We start from the raw sequence: 19,151 nt of genomic DNA on the forward strand, positions 1-19,151 counted from the left end.
GGTGCGCAAAACGACGCCACAACCAGAGTAGTTAAAGTTACGAAGTCAAATTAATTAACCCCATGAACCTTTGGAGGTCAAGTCCAGGGCCAAGGATCCATCAACGCTCACTGCGGTGACTAATCAGTCAAGGATTGGGCAATGAACGTTGGGCAGCAGCGGGCCATCCAGTTTGTTGGTCAGGATGGCGCAACCAATTATTGCGACCACTGACATTTTTACGGTATTGCCAAATGGCCAGACTTGCGCCACACTCATCCCGCAACGCCATTATTCAGCAAACCCAAACGGCCGAGTCACGGTGTATGGGGTTGATGGTTGGCAAGGTTTTTGTACACGTGGAATTTATGTCGGAAAACAGCTCTGACACCCAGTTTATCACGGCCACGGATCGGGATTGGGCGACGAAATTGAAGTCGCTGCAACCGACGCCGGGATACTGTATTTTCGTGGACATCGTCGGCTCCACGGCGCTGAAGGACAGCAGCATTTCCGAATGGTGCAAGTTCATTCATCACACGTTCAACAGCACGCAATTCCACATTCCCGTGCCCATCCAGCCGCTTAAAAGCATCGGCGACTGCCTGATGTATTACATCCCCGAGCCGCAGATGTGCGGTGAGACCCCGCTTTCATTGCTGGCCGGATTATACGGGCTGACCCGCCACACCGATGCCATCTTGCGCGATGTGCGCGTCTCCATCGGTTATTGCCAGGATGTCTATGCCGTTTCTTTCCTGCTGGGCATGCACGACTTTTATGGCAAGGACATTGATCTCACCTCGCGCCTGTTAGCCATCGCGCAGAGCAAGGAGATTTTGATGAACGAACCGTTTTACCAGCAGGTGCGGATGGAATTCAGCCACCACCAGAACTTCGAGCAGTACCCCTGCATGTTGGAAATTCAGGGGCCTTGGACCCAAACCATGAAAGGGTTCCGCCAGCCGCTCCGCGTTTTTAAAGTCCATCCTCCCGAGCTTCCCTAATCCCCCCAACGCCAACAGGGTCATTCAAAAAATTATGACCAGCAGATGCCAAGTCAGAAGCCAACTTTTGCAGAAATATTTTCGGGCACAAAAATAGGAAAATGGGACGGTTGCCAAGGGGATTCCATTTTCAACCGCCCCATTTTGATGGTTTGCATCGAGGGAGAGCAGGTTATTCAGGGACACTGATCATCCAGCGTTTGGCGCGGGTACGGCGGTCGAGGTAGGCGAGGAAGTCGAAGGCGGCGGATGCCGGGTCCTCCGGGATTTCGGCGGCGGGGATGGCGCGGGCAAGTTGTGCGATGCGGTAGCTGTCGTGGGTGCCTTGGGTGAGGTCGCGGGCAATCGCGCCCTGATTGACGAAGAGCAGGAACTTTTCCTGCCGGGTCCAAGGGTTGTTATTCATGGTCGTTAATTCGTGTTTTATGTTCATAATGTTTATCATTTCGGGGAACAGCCTAAACCAGGGGGTAGGACAAATACGGTCCTACCCCTCAAAAAAGTTTGAGAAATATTTTGAGGGGAAAAGCCCAATCTCACCATGCCCCGCATGGACGGTTGGGAGACCTTGGCAGCCCTCCGCCAGATCGTGCCCGGCATCCCGGTAATCCTCGCCAGCGGCTACGATGAAGCGCATGTCATGAAGGACGAGCACACGGAAAAGCCCCAGGCATTTCTGGGCAAACCATACGAATTGGATGCCCTGCGCAAAACCCTTGAACGCGTGCTGGGGCAGGCCAAAACGGATTCCTCTACCCCAACCTCGTAGCTGCCGAGGTAAGGAGACGGATCCCCTTTGCGTAGTCGCCGACGTCAGTCCGCGCAAATGCAGGCTCCTGCTTGCCCCTCTGATAATTGAGGCTAATGACACTCATAATACCACTTAATTACACCCTGTCATTCATAAAAAATCCCTCATAAAAACATTGCCCATTCCCTTCCAGTTTGAAATATTCCCGCCGTTTAACGTGGCGTCGGTTCGGTCTCCGGCGGGAATCAGGGCGGAACCGTGACTGACAGCCCGGGTGGCCAACGTGTCACCCGATAAAATGCAACCATTGAAATTGATATGATAACTGAAATCTCGAATCTGCAAAAGGCGCGCGCGGCCTATGAACCCAAGTTGCCCCAGGTGTTCGCCAAACACAACTTGGCGGTCAAAATCGTCAAGGGTGGCAAAACCGAATCCGTGGCGGACCAGGCCGAAATCAAGGCCATGTTCCCCAACACCTACGGCCTGCCCGTGCTCGGCATGGCCAAGGGGACCAAAAAAGTGAAAGCCCCGGCCTTGAAAGTCGGCGTGGTGCTTTCCGGCGGCCAGGCCCCGGGCGGACACAACGTCATCGCCGGCCTGTTCGACGGACTCAAGACTCTCAATGCCGGCAGCGTGCTTTATGGCTTCCTTGGCGGCCCCAAGGGCTTGGTCGAAAATAAATACAAGGTGCTCGACCATGCCACCATTGACGCCTACCGCAACACCGGCGGCTTTGACATCATCGGCTCCGGCCGCGACAAGCTCGACAAACCCGAGCAGTTCGACAAAGTGGCCGCCAACTGCAAGGAACTCGGCATTAAAGCCGTGGTCGTCATCGGTGGCGACGATTCCAACACCAACGCCTGCCTGCTCGCCGAATACTTCCTTCAGCACAAGACCGGCATCCAGGTTATCGGCTGCCCCAAGACCATTGACGGCGACCTCAAGAACGAGCAGATTGAGACCTCCTTTGGCTTCGACACCGCCACCAAGGTTTACAGCGAACTCATCGGCAACATCCAGCGCGACGCCCTCTCCGCCAAGAAATACTGGCACTTCATCAAGCTCATGGGCCGCTCCGCCTCCCACATCGCGCTGGAATGCGCCTTGCAGACGCACCCCAACGTGACGCTGATCTCGGAAGAGATCGCCGCCCAGCGCCAGTCCCTCAAGCAGATCACCACCTACATTGCCGGCATCATCCGCGACCGCGGCAACGCCAAGCAAAACTTCGGCGTGGTGCTGATCCCCGAGGGCCTGGTGGAATTCGTTCCCGAAATCAAGCAACTCATCCACGAACTCAACGACATCATCGGCAAGCATAAGGATGAGTTTGAAGGGATGACCCTTGATGGCCGGGTGCGCCTGGTGCAAGGGCATCTGCTCGAAGAATCCCTCCTGGCCTTCAATGCGCTGCCCAGCGTCATCCAGATGCAGCTCCTTAAGGAGCGCGATTCCCACGGTAACGTCCAGGTGTCCCTGATCGAAACCGAGAAACTCCTCATCGAACTCGTCGCCAAGCAACTGGCCAAGTGGAAGGAAGACGGCACCTACACCGGCAAGTTCGCCGCCCTCAACCATTTCTTTGGCTATGAAGGCCGCTGCGCTGCGCCATCCAACTTCGATGCCGATTACGGCTACAGCCTTGGCTATACCTCCAGCCTGCTGATTGCCGATGGGCAGTCCGGTTACATGGCCGTCGTGAGCCAGGTCTCCAAGCCTGCCTCGGAATGGACCGCTGGCGGCATCCCGCTGACCATGATGATGAACATGGAACGCCGCCACAACAAACACGTCCCGGTCATCCGCAAGGCGCTGGTGGAACTGAACGGCAAACCGTTCCAGGTGCTGCTGGGCCATCGCGAAGTGTGGGCGGTGAACAGCGAATATATCTTCCCCGGCCCGATCCAGTACTTCGGCCCGTCGGAGGTCTGCGACCAACCGACCGTCACGCTCAAACAGGAGCGCGCCTGAGCGGAACGAAGGTTTTGAGCAAATCCCCCGGCGGCAACCTTGCTGCCGGGGGATTTTTCATGGATGGAGGTGTCCTCATTTGCGCGCGTTGGCAGTTGTTTCGGAGCAGCACACAGCTCGACGATTCAAACGCCGGGTTGAACGGAACATATATTTGTCATTCTTGCTTTCATCGGCTTTCTTTTAGCCAATGAAACGTAAAGCGGTTATTTTAGTCACGGCGAGCACCCAGAGCAAAGGCTCGGAGTTCGGTGACCTGTCATTGAGCCTTTCCGAATATTATTCGGAGGCCATCGTGGCCGCCGGTGGGGTGCCGCTGGTGTTGCCTTGCTTGGCCGACGAGACGGCGGTAGTGGCGGCGGTGCGTCAATGCGATGGGATTATGCTGACGGGTGGGGACGACGTGCAGCCCAAGCTGTATGCGCGCCGGCTGGCGCCCGCGCTGCGCCGCACGGTGGACCCCGTCCATCCCAAGCGGGAAATCGCTGAGCTATGGGTGATCCGCGAGGCGTTTCAGCAGCGGAAGCCTCTGCTGGCAATCTGTCGCGGCCAGCAACTTTTGAATGTGGCTCTGGGCGGGGACTTGGTGGTGGATATTTCCCAGCAATTGCCCGGGGCGTTAAATCACCAGCGAAGCGATAAGAAGGATCAATGGGTGCACGACGTGCGGCTCGAACCGGACTCGCTGTTGGCTAAAATCTCCGGCACCACCCGTTTGGGATCGAACAGCTCGCACCATCAGGCCTGTGGCCGAATCGCCGAGCTGTTGCGTGTGGTGGGCGTCACGGGGGATGGCGTGGTTGAGGCCCTGGAATTGAAGCCCGAACACGCGCGGTTGCTACCGTTCATGGTCGCCGTCCAATACCATCCGGAACGCCTGTTTCGGCGGCATCCCCGGCACCTTGCGTTGTTCCTTTACTTTGTTCGCGTTTGTGCGAAACTAATCGGGAAGGTTAATACATGAAACATCGTGTTCTCATCGTGGACGATTCGCAGGATTTGCGAGGGATGTTGCGTTCCATCCTCGAAATCCAGGGTTATGACATTACCGAGGCGGGCAGCGGCGATGCCATGCGCAAGCAGATGGAGACGGGGCCGCAACCGGATGTCGTGTTGCTGGACCTGCATTTGCAGGATGGCGACGGCCTGGAGTTGTTGCCTGCCGTCAAACGTGCCTGGCCGCAAACGGAAGTCATCATTCTGACCGGCTTCGCCTCGATTGACGCCGCCGTCACCGCCACCAAACTGGGCGCGTACGGCTTTTTGGAAAAGCCGTTCGATTCCAAGGTGCTGCTGTTGCACATCGAGCGCGCGCTCGAGCGCAAGCAGATGACCGAGGAGACGACCAAATTGCGCCAGGCCATCTCGGCCTTGAGCGGCGGCACCGCCCCGGTGTTTCAGAGCGCCTCGATGAAGTCCGTGGTGCGCACCGTGGAGAAAGTGGCCGGCAGCGACGTCTCCGTGCTGCTGGTCGGAGAAAGCGGGACCGGCAAGGAAATCATTGCCGATCTGATTCACACGCTCAGCCCGCGCGCCAGCGGCCCCTTTGTCAAAGTCAACTGTGCCGCCCTGCCGCGCGAATTGATTGAGAGCGAACTCTGCGGCTCGGTCAAGGGCGCGTACACCGGGGCGCATGCGGACCGGCACGGCCTGTTTCGGCAGGCGGAAAAGGGCACCTTGATGCTCGACGAAATATCGGAAATGCCGGTGGACACCCAGAGCAAATTATTGCGCGTGTTGCAGGACAAGGAAGTGCGGCCCGTGGGCGGCAAAAGCAGTTACACCACCGATTGCCGCATCATCGCGGCCACCAATCGTCCGGTGCAACAGGCCATCCGTGATGGCAAATTGCGCGAGGATTTGTTTTACCGCATCAGCACCATCACCATTTCCCTGGCGCCATTGCGCGAGCGGCCGGAGGATGTGTGCGCCCTGGCCAACTCATTTTTGCAGCGGTATGCCGCCCAGGCGGACCGCGCCTTCAGCGGGTTTTCCAAAAGCGCCCTGGAACGGTTGATGCGTTATGAATGGCCCGGCAATGTGCGGCAGTTGCAAAATGAAATACAACGCGCCGTGTTGATCGCGGAAGGCCCCGTCATCGAGCCGGACGATTTGTCCATCCAAGCCGAAGAAGGCGCGCACAGCACCGGGAATTCCGGGCTGCGCCTGATGGCGGCCATGGAGCGCAACACCATCGTGCAAGTGTTGAAAGATTGCGACGGGAACAAGGTCGAAGCCGCTAAACGGCTCGGCATCGGACGCCAGACGTTGTACAACAAGCTCAAAGAGTACGACCTCAAGGCATGAGGCCGCGCGCCCTGACACGGCGGAGGGGTTTTACGCCGATGATTAGGGGCAATGCGGGTTAAAGTCGGCGGGCCAATTCCGCTGAACTGTTGGCGTAGATCAACTGGTGCAGGGAATTACCTTGGGCATCCATGGTCACCACCGCCGGGAAATCCTTCACATCGAGTTCCCAGATGGCTTCCGGCGACCCGAATTCTTCAAGGAAATACACATTGCGCACCCGGGTGATGCACTCCGCCAACACCTGCGCCGCGCCGCCCACGGCGTGCAAGTAAACACAGCCGAATTCCTTGCAGGCCGCCAGCGTGCGGTCGCCCATGCCACCCTTGCCGATGACACCGCGCAGCCCGAAATCCTTGATGATATGCCCTTGGTACGGTTCCTCGCGGATGGAGGTGGTGGGTCCGGCGGCAACCACCTTCCACTCACCCCGTTCATCTTTGATGACCACCGGGCCACAGTGATAAATCAGACCGTCCTTCAAGCTCACGCCTGGCGGCAACTGGCCACCTTCGTGCAGGTATTTATGCACCGCATCGCGCCCGGTGAACATCACGCCAGAGATCAGCACTTCATCGCCCACCTTGAGGGAGCGGATTTTGGCTTCATTAAATGGTAAAGTGAGGGGGATCATATTAGTAGAGCCAGTTGAGGAGGTTGCCGTCGTTGGAAAGGGTCACACCCATGCGCCGGAACGCCCAGCACATGTAGCTGACGCTGACGAAGTATGAGGCGGGTACGCGATTGATCGCACAAATCTTGACGCCCAGCAGCGTGGTCTTGCCTCCGAAACCCATCGGGCCAATGCCCAGTTCATTGGCGGTTTTCAGGATGTCCTGTTCCAGTTTATCGAGTTCGGGGTTGGGATTGCGATCTTCCAGCAAGCGCAGCAATTGGGTCTTGGAATACTCGAATCCGGTGGCGCGGTCGCCGCCGATGCAAACGCCCAGCACGCCCGGGCCACAGCCTTTGCCCTGAGCTTGGAGCACCGCGTCAAGGATCACCTTGCGGCACCCATCCAGATCCCGGTTGGCTTTGAGCTTTTCCAGCGGCAGGGAATACTGCGCACCCACGTTTTCGCACCCGCCGCCCTTGAGCATCAGGCGCACCTGGATTTCCGGTGAGCGATGTTGGTGAAAATGCAGGGTGGGCGCTCCGGGCCCTACATTGGTGCCATCGTTCTTGCCGGTGATCGAGTCCACCGAGTTCTGGCGCAGATACCCTTTCTTCGTGGCTTCCGTGACGGCCTCGCGGGCGGTCTCCGCAAACGTCACCTCATCGTAGCCGATGGGGCACTCCACATAGAACAGCACGCTGCCGGTATCCTGACAAATCGGCTGGGATTTCGCCTTGGCCATCTCGATGTTTCGCTGAACGATCTTCATGGCCGACTCGGCGATGCTGCCCTTTTTTTCCTGCTCCAGCGCGTTCAGGATGGCGCGTTGCACGTCGTCGGGGATCTCGGCGGAGGTTCGCCGGATCAACTCAATCAATGATGTTTTTAAGCTGCTCATCTGCCCCAAACGCTAGACGGCGAATCGCAGGCTGTCAAAGAAATCCCTTCAAAAACCCACGGCGAAATTAGGGCATGCAGATATTGCTCCAGAGCAACATCGCGTAAGCGGCGACCAGTCCCACCTGGCTGTGTTTGCCCATCACCTGGCGGTAGAGGTAGAAATTGGGCTGCGCGTCCCGCTGCAAGGCCCCCCTGGTCAATCAGCCGGTCATAGTTTTCCTTACCCTTGGCATAGACGGCTGGAGAATAGAGATCGGTGCCCGGCGGCAGGTCAATCTCCGGTTTGCTGACGTGCAGAAAGCTCAAGGGCTTGTCCTTGGCCAGTGCCCGGGCTTCCTCGGACGACATCACGTCGTAAGGCAATTCACAAACGCACCCCGCCAATTCGGGTTTGGGACGCAACGCGGCAAATGGGGTAACGTTGCTCATCAAGGTGATCGAGACCCAGGGGAACCTGAGCAGCCACTACGAAATCCAGCCAACCCAACCCTGACAAAGCCTTCGTGGAGAGCGAAAGCAAAGCCCTCTCACGGCTTACCCTCCAGCGCGCCGGCGTCCCGTTTGCCCGTCGGCGTTTGCCCGCAGAAGTCGCGCCCGGACGGCCCGGTGAATTCCCAGGCATACAACTCTTCGATGGTAGTTTTGGCGTCGGTGAGCGTCCCCAATGCGATGCGCAGAAATTCCATGGTGCCGGCCAGGCAGCGCCCGGACCGGGTGCCGCCCACCTGCAGGTCACTCGCATTGGCAAGCGACGGGCCGGGACCAAAACCAGTGCCCGTGGCATCTGCCCGGCCATCCACGTAGAGTGCCAGCGTGCCCGCTTTGCGGTCCGCTTCGGCGATGAGGTGATGCCAATTCCCATCATTGAGCTTAGCGGTGGTGTCCAGGTGCTGCTCTTTGTTGGCGGCTTTCAGGGTGAAACGCGCGCGCCCCTCGGCGGTGATCATCAACCCATAACCGGTGCTATCGCATTTTTCCGCCAGCACGCCTCCGGTGTGTCCCGGTTCGGTGCGGAAATACGTCTCGATCAGGAAGCTGGATTGCTGCACCTGCGGGCTGGGAAAACTGTCGCTCGTCTCCGCTCCATCCGCCGCACTGGCCGGGATGGTGTGACGCGTGATTTTGGTGTTGTCATCAAAGTTGCCGGTGGGCGATAGCCACACGGTGAGCACATAGGTGCCGAGGTCCGGTTTGGCTTTGGGGGTGAAACGCAGGGAATGCAAACCGGCGGTGGCAGGCTGGGCGTTGCCGCCATAGGCGTTCATGCCGCCAAACTTGCCATTGTTCCGTACCCAGTGCAGGTCGGCGCGCAATTTCATTCCCGGCTGATCCTGAAGCAGCGTCAGTTTGGCGGTGAACGTCTGTTCCGGAACAAGCTGTTCCGGCGCCTCGATTTTGAGCCAGTCGCTGGGCGTATTTTTCGGAGCGGCGACCGCCTTGGTGGAGGTGCGAGTGACCGTGCCGCCGCTGGACCACACCGCGTATTGGTTGCGCCCGTTGAATTTCAGTGCGCCGGGCGTCCAATCCTCCAGCGGCCCCTCGATATAATCGGCGGCGGTGACGTTGGTGGCGCGCAGCGGATAAACCGGCTGGCGCAGGTAAGAGGTGCGATCCGTGTAATGCGGTGCGAGGTAAAAGTGCTCGTCGGGAATCAGCGCGGGATCATTGCCCACATGATGGAAAGTCCACTCGCCCACTACGGCCGAGAGCGCCCACGGGACAAACACCTTGACGCCGCGATCAGCCGCCGCGGCGGTGGGGCGGAAGTCATGCTGGGCCGGTGCCCGCAAGAGCGATGCGGCCGCGATGTCGCCCACTTGGCCGATGGAGCCGCGGGCGGCGAGTGCCTTCCGGAAGGGATCCAAGCCGGGATACCAGCGGCCCGACGGCTCGAATACAGCGAAGCGTTCCGGTACCCCGGAAAACATATTGTTGGCGTAGGCATTGGATTCATGTTCAAAGCTGGACTTCTGCGCGCCCGCATCGGCGGCGTTCGGATCGGCCATCACGTCTTTGGGATCGGCATGGCGAAAGACCATGTGCCCCATGTCCTGCCAGATATTCCCGAGATACTTGTTGCGGCCCGAGTCCGGCGCCTGGCGGCGCGAGCCGACCACAAAATTATAGATCGTGTTGTTAAAGATCGAGGTCAGGTAGCCGTAAATTTCCTGGAAGGCGGCAGTGTTGCCCAGCGGACCGAGGGGATCGTTGGATTTTCCCCAGGCGATGTTGTTGAAGTAATACTGCTTGTACCCGCCATCCATGTAATAGGCGTGGCCAAAGCGGGCGTTGGTGGGTTTGCCGGCATGCAGCAGCAGCCCCCATTTCTTGAAGCCGCCGGGATTCCCGGAAATATTGTCGAACACATACGCCGGGCCGCCCTGCCAGGTTTCAATCCCGCCCCAGTCATTGTTGTTGAGCAGGGAATCGGTGACTTTGTTGTGATGAATCAGGATGCGCGACAGCGGGCGATCCACTTTGGAGCCGGAACGCTTGCCGCCATAGACGAAGATGCCGGAGCCATACAGGCGATCGAGGATATTCCCGGCCACCTCGGCGGTCTCCGCGCAATCCACCTCGATGGCGTGTCCCTGGCCATAGCGGGTCGGGCGCAAGCCGATTTGGTAAAGCCGGTTGCGCAGCACCTGGACGTCCAGCAGCCGGGCAGTGTGGTAGTCCTTGCCCCATTCCCCGCCATCCTGCAACCAGATGGCCCCGTGATCCGTCCACCGGATGTCGTTGTCACGAATCACCACCCGATCCACCACACTCGCTTCGCCCGTGCTTTTCAGGCGGACGGGCATGTGGACATGCTCAAAGACACAGTTGGCGATGACGATGTCCGATCCGGAGCCGAGCAGGCGGATGCAGGCAGGGTCCACATCCCGGTGCTGGGTGGGCGGCGCATCCAGGTTCCAATACGTGTTGACGAAGCGGAAGGTCAGTCCGCTGATCTGCACGTGCTGCAGGTTGGTGCTCTCGATCAGGCTCAGGTGTCGCGCTGCTTCCACGCGCGCCGTGTTGGGATCCGCATCACCGGGCAGGCGGAGATAAAGACGGCCGCCCTTGTTTTTGCGGTCGAACCAGAATTCCCCGGCCTCATCGAGGTAGTGCGGCTTGTCTTCCAAGAAGTAACGGGCGTGGCGCGGCATGTGATAGGAGTCGGCCGTGTCGCCCCACTGGCCGCCAAAGGCCAGCGCGCGCTGTTCCGGGAAAAACGCCTGAACCCGGGTGGGATACGGCGTGCCCATCACCCAGCCATATTCCGGCCAGACATAAGCGCCCTGGTAATACGCCGGTGTGTTCGTGAGATGCACGGTGTCCACGCCCAGGTGCAGCGCCCGGCCATTATTCGTGGTCAACTGGCCCCATGCATTTTTCGGGTTATCCCAAGCCCACCATTCGCTTTTGATATCATCCGGGTCGGTGACCTTCCAGTTGGGCGTGCGCGCCAGCGTGAGGCGTGTGACGGTACCATCCGTGGCCACGCTCCACACGTTGCGCGGGGTAAAATCGAGATCGGCATACCAGACCTTGTCCGCATTCGGAATATCCGGTTGCGTTGCGCCGCGCTGCCAGCGCGTCACCAATTCTGAGCCGCAAAGGACCGCCGGTCCCTGGCCCCAGTTGGGATCGCTGGTCAGCCGGATGGGGTTGCCCGCCTCACCGGAATCCCGGGTATTCAGTGTGCCCCGATATGCCACACCGCCCTTGAATACATAAGTGTGAATGCCGGAACCGGCTTGGGCGTTGGCAGTGGCATTCGGATCCCATGGATGATGTTTCCACGGCTTAGCCTGGGTGCCGGGATTTGTGTCGTCGCCGGATGCAAAATCAATATGACGCACCGACGCACCCTTTTCGAATACGAACGGCTGCGGGGTCCATTCGAGATCGCCGGTGGGCACGACTTTGGCGTGTGGCTGTTGCCAGGAATACGTGGCCGCCAGAGTGGTGCCGGCCAGCCATAATGCCTGCAAAGAAAGCAGCGTTGGTCTCATGCGGATAGGTGTATCAGGAATTCCCGTGCGGCCAATCAAAAACGAACCCTCCCCAGAAACTTCGTAGCCGACGACGTCAGTCGGCACATAAATTGGTAGTTCAAGGGCTCAATGCATTCCTGAATCGCGCGCTACCACGGTGTCGTAAAGACCGTAATGTGTGAGCCCTTCATGGCTCTCGATGCCCGTGTAGCACAGCGAGGAATCCTCATAGCGCCGGAAGGCGAAGACGGCTTGATTCATCTGCTCGGTATTAAACACCTTGAGATCCACGAGCAGGTGGAAATCCTTTACCGTCAGACCGGTCACGGTCAGAAACAAGTCCGTTTCAATCTTGGTAATGACGTCCTGGAGCGTGTTCTCCCGGAAGTCGGTCAGATACATGAACGCCGGAATGCGCGTGGCGAACTTGATGAGCTTCTCCTGCACCAGCTTCCGCTTGGACTTGTATTCCTTTTCCTCATCGGTGAGTTGCTTCTTCTCCTTTGCCGACAAGTCCTTCTCCTTCGCCTTGTTTTTGAGGGCTTTGACCTTCTCGCTCTTGTTGATGATGGTCTCGATAATGTTGTTGCCCAGAGCACGCCAGCCTTCGATGCGCTCCACGGCGGCCATCGCCTCGGGGTTGTCGAGGACACGGCGCAGAGTGTCGTTATCCACGTTCACCAGCATGGCTGATTCCCACTTGCGCGCCAGCAGCGTGGCCGAGGTTCCGGCCATCGCGATATCGAGAATGCCGCCCGCATCAATCTGTGTCATGTTCGCGCCGTCGTAGGCCAGCACCGGCAGGAACGATACCAGATCCTTCACGGCGTTCTCCGGATTCGGCTCGCCGGGCGAAAGACCGATCCCGTATTCCGAGAGCTGCCGCAACGCGCGCGTGGGCGCAAAGTCGAATACGAAACAGACCGGCTTGAGGATTTCCTCCGCGTTCGGGGCGTCGCCGTTGGGGTTCTTGATGGACCACGGCGATTGCACGCGAAACGCCGACTGAAAATACGTCTCCGGCGATTTGAGGTTCCGCAGCATCAAGATGGATGACCACTGCGGCACGGTGATGCCGGTGGTGAGCTTGCCGCAGGAGAGCGTGATGGTCTTGGTGTCGAAGCCGCTGCCGATGGCCTGACGCACGGGCGGCAGCGCGTCCAACCCGATGCCTGCCGAAGAGCCAGCCGCGACGATCGCATCGTAATCACGCCAGAAAACGTTTTGCTTCTCGCCGAGCAGGTTCGCCATCGCGTGACAGGCCGCGACATTGGGCAGGAACCAGAACGAATGCTGGAGATACGGCAGCAGGCGCACGTCCGAATACGGGAACGGCGGCCGCGTGCCGGTCTTGAGATACTCCACCGCCTTGGACGCATACCCGCCGCGAATGATGTTCAACCACTTTTGCACATCGCTCTTGTGTTTGAACTGCGCCTTCTTCCCTTCACCCGAGGCCTCGAAGAAGGCGTTGAGGTCGAACTCATTAAACTCCCCGCCGCTTGCGATGGCCACCAGCTCTTCTGGCATCTGATACGTGAGCAGCCGCATCTGCGGCAGCGCGCCGTAGGGGTTCCACTTGCCAGGGGTCTTCGCCGCGAACTCTTCCTTGGCGCGTTGCTCATCGGTGTAGGTCCAGTTGAAAATCTGTTCCTCGATGAATTCGCCCGTGGCCAGCGCCTTGAACGGCGTGCCGGAGAGGTAGAGGTAGGCCTTGGTGGTGATGGGCAGGAACTCCGTCTCGTTCTCCGAGAGTTCGCTCAGGTCCTCGTTCACGTCTGCCAAGTCGGCGGCGTATTTGAGTTCTTTCTTGGCCACCGCCTCTTCTTCGCCCTCAAATAGTTCCTTGGCCGTGTCGCGCCACGCGCCGAAGTGGTATTCGTCAAACACGACCAAATCCCATTTCACCCTATGAAGCCACGTGTTCTTCGGCTTGATGTTCCCCACCTCGTCGCGCCCCAGCAAATCCTGGAACGAACCGAAATAGACGAGCGGTTTCTTGGCCGAGATCCGCGTCGGATCGCTCTCGGAATTGCGGGAGAGGTATTGCCAGCCGTCGAAATCCACGTGGGATTCGAGGTCCGTCTGCCACGCATCTTCCACCGCCGGCTTGAATGTCACTACCAGCACGCGCTTGGCCCCGAGTTTCCGCGCGAGCTGATAACTGGTGAAGGTCTTGCCAAAGCGCATCTTCGCGTTCCACAGGAAGCGCGGGACGGCGTGCATGTCTTCGTTCCAGATGGAGTGGAAATAAGCGTGGGTCTTCTCCACGGCGGCGCGCTGCTCGGCGCGCATGGCGAAGGTCTCCGAATGCGTGCCGGTGAACCGCTGCCCGGTGCGCAACTCGGTGAGGACGGTCTTCACGTCCTTGAGCGTGCAGCGCACCCATTCCAACTCGTTATTCTCAAAGCCTTTCTTGACGAGGGCGGCGCGCACCTCGTGATCGGTGAAGGTTGTGCCGTCGGCGCGCTCGGCGACCTCATCCAGCTCAATGGTATAGTTCTTGATATTGGCGGTCTTGAGCTGCTCGGCGATGCGCTGCTTAACGTCGCGCGTGGTCTGCCCCACCTTGAGCAGGTCCTTGTGGGCCTTGTCAGCGATGGAGTAGGCATAGATGCGCGGCCGGGCTTCCGGCTTCAGCGCAAGGATTTCTTCGATGGTGGGCTTACTCATTGGGATGCCTCTTGATGACTTCCCAGTGACCGGCCTTGTCGGAGCCCACGCGCTTGATCCGGCCCTGTTCACGGAGAACCTTGAGGTGTCGCTTGATGGTTTTGTCGGTTACGCCCAGCGTGAGTGCCATCTTCTGCGCCGTGGCTTTAGGATTGGCCCGCACCAGAATCAGAATTTTGTCCCGGATCTCGTTTACAGGGACATTTACAGGGACATTTACAGGGACATCTTCCGTGATGCTTTCCCGGCTCTCCGTCGCCACATCAATGAACTTATACAGCGAATTCCCAATGGCATCGAGCATGAAGCTGATGAACGGACGACAGTCCACCGCGCCTGCCTGCGAATCCTGCAGCGCCTGGTAGTAAAGCGCTTGGTTGTGGTGGACCAGGGTTTCCACCGGCATCCAGGCAAACAGCGGATTCCATCGGGAAAGGACCAAGGTCTGCCACAGCCGCCCGATTCTGCCGTTGCCGTCGAGGAAGGGATGGATGTTTTCCAGCATGTAGTGGACGGCAGAACTCTTGATGAGCGGGTGCGCTTCGCTGGCCTTCCCCCAGTGCAGGAGCTGCTCGACGAGGGCGGGCACCTGTTTCGCCGGGGCACCGCGATGCATCACCGCGCCATCGCCGCGCACGACGGCCACGCCGACCGTCCGGAACTGGCCCGACTCCCCGATGAGTGCATCGGTCAGGTGCGCGTGGGCTTTCAGCAAGTCGCTCACCGACCAGGGCTCATAGTCAGTCATTTCGTTGTAGGCATGCCACGCGTTCTGCACCTCCTTGATGTCCTTGGGCGGCCCCCAGACCGGCTTGCCGTTGATGACATCGGTGACCTGGCCCAAGGTGAGCTGGTTGCCTTCGATGGCGGTGGAGGCATGGATCGAGAGAATGCGATTGAGTTTGCGCAGGTGCAACACATCGCCGGACTGTTCCTCCCTGATTTTGACGCGCTCGAGCAGGGCGTGAATCTCGCCGATCTTTTCATGCCATCCTGGGGCTTCCGTGTAGAACTGTTCCAGCGGCTTCACGGTCTTGTCTCCTTTGGTTTGCCACCAGGTCCGGACAAGCGCTGTTTCACCTCGTGCGTAGTCTGCCACACCTTGTGCAACCCCTTGTGCGCCTTGTCAGCGATGGCGTAGGCGTAGATGCGCAACCGGGTTTCCGGCTTCGGCGCAAGGATTTCTTCGATGGTGGGTTTACTCATCGTTGCGGTCCTCTAGGGTGGCCTCCTGCAGCCGCCGCTCCTTCTCGATCTCCAGTCGGAGTTGTTCTTCCGTTGGCAGGCAAAGCATGTATTTAGAGGCGAAGATCTGCTTGCGATCGCTCAGCACCGAATAGCGGGCCACGGTCTCGTTCTTTTCAGTGCAGAGAATGAGCCCGATTGTCGGGTTATCGTCCGGCGCGATGAACAGGCCGTCATACATCCGCACGTAGCCGTCCATCTGGCCGACATCCGCATGGGTCAATTCCCCCACCTTGAGGTCAATCAGAAGGTAGAACTTCAGCCGGCAGTGATAGAATACCAGGTCAATGTAGCGGTCCTGCTCCTCGATGCGGACATGCTTCTGCCGGGCGACGAAGGCGAACCCGCTGCCCAGCTCCAGCAGGAAGCGTTGCAGATGGGTGATAATGGCCCGCTCCAGATCCGACTCGTGAAACGCCGCCCGATCCGGCAGCCCCAGAAACTCCAGCACATACGGATGCTTCAACGCCTCGCCGGCCGGAACGGCGGGAACGGGCAGCTTGCGTCCCTCCGCGAGCATCTTCTCGGGCTTGCGGCTTTTGAGGATGCGCTCGTAATAGAACGATTGAATCTGCCGCTCCAACGTGCGCTTGTCCCACCCACCCGCGACCGCCTCGCGCTCATAGAAATCCCGCGCCTCAAGGTTTTTCACGCGCATCAGCGCGCGGTAATGCGACCAGGAAAGCTGGGGCGAGAAACCTGCCAGGGATTCGCTACCCGCTGGATAGCCCTTCCTGGACCGGGCCAATTCTATCCCCAACGGGGAGAGAATTTCGGGTTCCGAAGATTCAGTACCCGTTGGGTACGGAATTCCCATCGCCGAAGATTGTGCGCCCATTGGGCGCACAATTCTAAGCCGCTCACTGTAAACGAGATAAAACTGTTTGAATGACTTGATGTTTCGTCCAGAGAATCCCTCCCCATACCGCTCCGTCAGCCGTGCAGACAGAACCTCGACCACCTTTTTGCCATACTCCGCCCGCGCCGCGCCGCCCTGCAATTCCTGGACGATCTCGCGCCCGATCAGCCAGTAGGCCAGCACCATGTTGCTGTTCACCGCCCGGACCACATTGCCACGCGCCTGCTCCAGAATGGAAACCACGCGCTCAAAAAGCGCTTCCGGCTTTTTCGCGGCAATTTTTTGCTTTGGCTTGGTCATCGTTGGTCTCCAATCTTGGTTTCAGCCCCAACGGGGCGGGCTACGTCAGCCCAGGGCAACGCCCTGGGAACCGGGTCAAACCAAACCCACCAGCCCTGAAAGGGCGGCCCAACGCGCCGTTTAATCGCACTCTGCACCCGCACTTCCACCCCGTCGCCGCCGGTCTGGTAGGCGAAGGTTAGAAATTCCGCCGTGCTGTTGCGGATGCGCACACTGTTCGGTGATTGCTTTTTAGGCATGGGTGTCTCCGTGTCTATGGCTTCGGCGCCAGAATTTCTTCGATGGGTTTACTCATCGCTGTCGCCTTCGGCCATTGGGCGGATCATTGACTCAATGAAGGCGATTTCATCCTTCGTGAGCTTGTATTTTTGATAGAGGAGAGCGTCTGTCCATTTGCGACTCCACTGCTGCTGCGGAAGCCATGAATACGTTCCCCGCGGCAAATCTTGCGTAATCTTCCGCAACGAAATGAGAAAGCGCGCAAATCGAGTGCGAAGATATGCGTCGCAACTCACCGCCTCTGTCTCGGATGAGAAAGGCCCGGCAACGACGTAAGTCTGAGTGCAGACAGAGTGTGGGCCAGCGACAACCCTAGGACCAAGGACGTTCGCAGGGATCGCTCCACGCTCTCCGTATGCTTTCGGGAGAAGCAATTTCCAAACGGGAATGAGATGCCTGTTTTTTGTGACTGATGAATCTTTTATCCAGCCGACTACGCGCTTCTGGTTAACGGACACGTGTAACTTGATGGCGCTCTTGAAGGGCTTCTCCTCGAAATCCTCGAAGTTCGTGGCGAGCCCGAATGGCGTGTCTCCGCTCACGAGGTCTGCCACCGAAAGTTCATTCAAGCGTTGAACTTTCTTCAAAATGCTAACCGCACGCGTGTCTCGCACGAAGATGTCGAACTCATCCAGCTTGCGAGCAACAGGCTGCTGCTGTTCGTCTCCAAGCACGAGACTATATTTGCAGTCGCCTTGATGATTTCCGTCCCATAAGAAGTAACCAACCCCACCTTCAAAATCTACGCCCGGAAATGCAGTGGACATCTTCGTGTAATCAACAAGGTGGCTGATGTGTCCGCCGGTAAGCATGGACTTTCGGAACTCGTCCATGCCGCGTCCACCGGCCAGCCACCTTGACGGGATCACCATGCTCAGGAAGCGCGGGTCGAGCTTCAGCGCCTGCTCTACAAAAAGGTGGTAGATCGAGGAGTCGCTCGAACCGCCTGCACCACCCTTCATTTGATACGGTGGATTTCCGATGATAACGTCGAATTGCATGTTGCCTCCAAATATCTCGGCGAGCCGAGTCTTGATGTTGTCGGTGTGAATGAACGCGTAGGCGTGGGTTTCAAGGCCTTTGGCCCGATCAAAAACGGATCGTCCGGCCCCACAATACTCGCACTTGTCCCCATCCCAGGTGTGTTCCATGCGCTGAAACCAGATATTCCCATCATCGCTGGTGAAAGATTTGGCGATGGAGTGCTCACCTTTGGCGTGCTTGGAGCAATACACACTCCGGCGCGCCAGCAGGCTGGTGATTTGCGTGATGCCGATGCCGAACACCTGCTTTGTCAGGATGTGGTTCACGCGCTTCTGGAGAACGGGAATCTCGCCCTCCAATCCCTTGGTGAGGCGGTTGGTGATCTCGCGCAGGAACACCCCGGATTTTGTGCAGGGATCCAGGAACTTCACCGTCTTGTCCGCCCATATATTTGCGCCATTGTTGTTCGCCGCCCACGCCTCGGTCAGCGTGTCCAGCATCCGGTTCGCGAACTCGGGCGGCGTGAACACCTCATCATTGGAGAGATTCGCGATGCACGTCAATACATCCGGGTTGCGGCCGCGCAGGGTGAATGACGCTTGTTCATTCATGGTTTCTCGTCTCCTGCCTGCCGTGGCCAATTAAGCCCGAACTCCGAAGTTGCAGGCCAAAGGCCTGACCCATGCCAGCCCAGGGCAACGCCCTGGGAACCGGGACAAACAAAATCCACCAGCCCTGAAGGGGCGGCCCAACGCGCCGTTCAATCCCACACATACCGTTCATCGAACACCACGCCGTGGCGTTCCAAAAACGCACGGTATTCCTCCTGGAACGATTTGCGCCGGTGGTGTTCCGGCTGGCGGGCGATGTAATCGCGGACGGATGGCACGTTGGATTCGCTGACGGCAAACGCCCCGTAACCCGCCTGCCACGCGAAAGAACCCAATTCCATTCCCTGCGTTTTAATCCATTTGGAAGAGGTTTTTTTGACCTCTTCCACCGCCTGGCTGACCGAGACCGTGCGGGCAAGTTCAAAAAGGATGTGGACATGATCGGCCACGGAGTTGATAAGCACGGGCGCGCAGCCAAGGTTTTGGAGCACGGCCATGTAGGCGTGCAGGGAATCACGAACGGCGTCAGTGATGAGGCGCTCGCGATGTTTGGTGCTGAAGATGAGATGGACGTGGAGACGCGCGAGGGATTGAGGCATGGGTTGGGCCGCCCTTTCAGGGCTGGTTTGGGGTTGCGGTTTGGATTCCCAGGGCGTTGCCCTGGGCTGGGCTTGGGCCGC

Annotated in this window: 15 protein-coding genes and 2 pseudogenes; 5 read left to right on the top strand and 12 right to left on the bottom strand. The window is 58.6% G+C overall.

Features of this window, described 5'->3' with window-relative positions; all coding sequences use genetic code 11:
- Positions 1-347: 347 nt before the first annotated feature.
- Entirely contained in the window at positions 348-986 is a 639-nt protein-coding gene (locus WCO56_16370; protein MEI7731153.1) for a hypothetical protein, read from the top strand.
- 172 nt (positions 987-1,158) lie between these two features.
- Here the strand turns inward: WCO56_16370 and WCO56_16375 are convergent, their stop codons facing one another.
- Entirely contained in the window at positions 1,159-1,419 is a 261-nt protein-coding gene (locus WCO56_16375; GenBank protein MEI7731154.1) for a hypothetical protein, read from the bottom strand.
- 108 nt (positions 1,420-1,527) lie between these two features.
- On the opposite strand from WCO56_16375, the gene WCO56_16380 reads away from it, so the two are divergent.
- The 4 genes from WCO56_16380 (at position 1,528) to WCO56_16395 (ending at position 6,021) form a co-directional block, all read left to right on the top strand.
- Positions 1,528-1,755, top strand: coding sequence for a response regulator (locus tag WCO56_16380; GenBank protein MEI7731155.1), 228 nt, complete (start codon positions 1,528-1,530; stop codon positions 1,753-1,755).
- A gap of 303 nt (positions 1,756-2,058) precedes the next feature.
- Complete coding sequence (locus WCO56_16385; protein MEI7731156.1) at positions 2,059-3,714, top strand: diphosphate--fructose-6-phosphate 1-phosphotransferase; 1,656 nt, start codon at positions 2,059-2,061, stop codon at positions 3,712-3,714.
- Positions 3,715-3,904: 190 nt separating this feature from the next.
- Entirely contained in the window at positions 3,905-4,678 is a 774-nt protein-coding gene (locus tag WCO56_16390) for a gamma-glutamyl-gamma-aminobutyrate hydrolase family protein (protein MEI7731157.1), read from the top strand.
- Positions 4,675-6,021: a sigma-54 dependent transcriptional regulator gene (locus WCO56_16395; protein ID MEI7731158.1), complete on the top strand. Its 1,347-nt coding sequence runs from the start codon at positions 4,675-4,677 to the stop codon at positions 6,019-6,021. The genes WCO56_16390 and WCO56_16395 overlap by 4 nt, the downstream gene beginning before the upstream one ends.
- Before the next feature lie 58 nt (positions 6,022-6,079).
- On the opposite strand, the pseudogene WCO56_16400 reads toward WCO56_16395, so the two are convergent.
- From WCO56_16400 to tnpA, 11 genes and pseudogenes are all read right to left on the bottom strand, one after another.
- Positions 6,080-7,535, bottom strand: a pseudogene (locus tag WCO56_16400) (FumA C-terminus/TtdB family hydratase beta subunit).
- 67 nt (positions 7,536-7,602) lie between these two features.
- Complete coding sequence (locus tag WCO56_16405; GenBank protein MEI7731159.1) at positions 7,603-7,737, bottom strand: hypothetical protein; 135 nt, start codon at positions 7,735-7,737, stop codon at positions 7,603-7,605.
- Between the two features lie 40 nt (positions 7,738-7,777).
- A pseudogene (locus WCO56_16410) lies at positions 7,778-7,966 on the bottom strand (DUF1015 family protein).
- 98 nt (positions 7,967-8,064) lie between these two features.
- Positions 8,065-11,538: a LamG-like jellyroll fold domain-containing protein gene (locus WCO56_16415; GenBank protein ID MEI7731160.1), complete on the bottom strand. Its 3,474-nt coding sequence runs from the start codon at positions 11,536-11,538 to the stop codon at positions 8,065-8,067.
- A gap of 108 nt (positions 11,539-11,646) precedes the next feature.
- The gene (locus WCO56_16420; GenBank protein MEI7731161.1) at positions 11,647-14,193 is read right to left on the bottom strand and encodes a GIY-YIG nuclease family protein; all 2,547 of its coding nucleotides are present in this window, start codon (positions 14,191-14,193) and stop codon (positions 11,647-11,649) included.
- Positions 14,186-15,223 (bottom strand): Fic family protein, encoded by a 1,038-nt coding sequence (locus WCO56_16425; GenBank protein MEI7731162.1) that lies wholly within the window; start codon positions 15,221-15,223, stop codon positions 14,186-14,188. The genes WCO56_16420 and WCO56_16425 overlap by 8 nt, the downstream gene beginning before the upstream one ends.
- Complete coding sequence (locus tag WCO56_16430; GenBank protein MEI7731163.1) at positions 15,220-15,399, bottom strand: hypothetical protein; 180 nt, start codon at positions 15,397-15,399, stop codon at positions 15,220-15,222. The genes WCO56_16425 and WCO56_16430 overlap by 4 nt, the downstream gene beginning before the upstream one ends.
- On the bottom strand, positions 15,392-16,597 hold the full coding sequence (locus WCO56_16435) for a PDDEXK nuclease domain-containing protein (GenBank protein MEI7731164.1): 1,206 nt from the start codon (positions 16,595-16,597) through the stop codon (positions 15,392-15,394). The genes WCO56_16430 and WCO56_16435 overlap by 8 nt, the downstream gene beginning before the upstream one ends.
- The gene (locus WCO56_16440) at positions 16,594-16,836 is read right to left on the bottom strand and encodes a hypothetical protein (protein MEI7731165.1); all 243 of its coding nucleotides are present in this window, start codon (positions 16,834-16,836) and stop codon (positions 16,594-16,596) included. The genes WCO56_16435 and WCO56_16440 overlap by 4 nt, the downstream gene beginning before the upstream one ends.
- A 48-nt stretch (positions 16,837-16,884) precedes the next feature.
- A complete protein-coding gene (locus WCO56_16445) occupies positions 16,885-18,471 on the bottom strand; it encodes an Eco57I restriction-modification methylase domain-containing protein (protein MEI7731166.1) in 1,587 nt (528 codons plus the stop codon).
- Positions 18,472-18,620: 149 nt separating this feature from the next.
- Positions 18,621-19,070, bottom strand: coding sequence for an IS200/IS605 family transposase (tnpA, locus tag WCO56_16450; GenBank protein MEI7731167.1), 450 nt, complete (start codon positions 19,068-19,070; stop codon positions 18,621-18,623).
- Positions 19,071-19,151 lie beyond the last annotated feature (81 nt).

It is taken from the genome of Verrucomicrobiota bacterium (assembly GCA_037139415.1).
In the GTDB taxonomy this organism is placed as follows: Bacteria; Verrucomicrobiota; Verrucomicrobiia; order Limisphaerales; family Fontisphaeraceae; genus JBAXGN01.

Excerpts from the sequence above, each read along its gene's own strand:
- WCO56_16375 (MEI7731154.1), bottom strand. The coding sequence starts at position 1,419 with ATGAACATAAAACACGAATTAACGACCATGAATAACAACCCTTGGACC.
- WCO56_16380 (MEI7731155.1), top strand. The coding sequence starts at position 1,528 with ATGCCCCGCATGGACGGTTGGGAGACCTTGGCAGCCCTCCGCCAGATC.
- WCO56_16435 (MEI7731164.1), bottom strand. The coding sequence starts at position 16,597 with ATGACCAAGCCAAAGCAAAAAATTGCCGCGAAAAAGCCGGAAGCGCTT.
- WCO56_16415 (MEI7731160.1), bottom strand. The coding sequence starts at position 11,538 with ATGAGACCAACGCTGCTTTCTTTGCAGGCATTATGGCTGGCCGGCACC.
- WCO56_16370 (MEI7731153.1), top strand. The coding sequence starts at position 348 with ATGTCGGAAAACAGCTCTGACACCCAGTTTATCACGGCCACGGATCGG.
- tnpA (MEI7731167.1), bottom strand. The coding sequence starts at position 19,070 with ATGCCTCAATCCCTCGCGCGTCTCCACGTCCATCTCATCTTCAGCACC.
- WCO56_16420 (MEI7731161.1), bottom strand. The coding sequence starts at position 14,193 with ATGAGTAAGCCCACCATCGAAGAAATCCTTGCGCTGAAGCCGGAAGCC.
- WCO56_16445 (MEI7731166.1), bottom strand. The coding sequence starts at position 18,471 with ATGAATGAACAAGCGTCATTCACCCTGCGCGGCCGCAACCCGGATGTA.
- WCO56_16395 (MEI7731158.1), top strand. The coding sequence starts at position 4,675 with ATGAAACATCGTGTTCTCATCGTGGACGATTCGCAGGATTTGCGAGGG.
- WCO56_16430 (MEI7731163.1), bottom strand. The coding sequence starts at position 15,399 with ATGAGTAAACCCACCATCGAAGAAATCCTTGCGCCGAAGCCGGAAACC.
- WCO56_16440 (MEI7731165.1), bottom strand. The coding sequence starts at position 16,836 with ATGCCTAAAAAGCAATCACCGAACAGTGTGCGCATCCGCAACAGCACG.
- WCO56_16390 (MEI7731157.1), top strand. The coding sequence starts at position 3,905 with ATGAAACGTAAAGCGGTTATTTTAGTCACGGCGAGCACCCAGAGCAAA.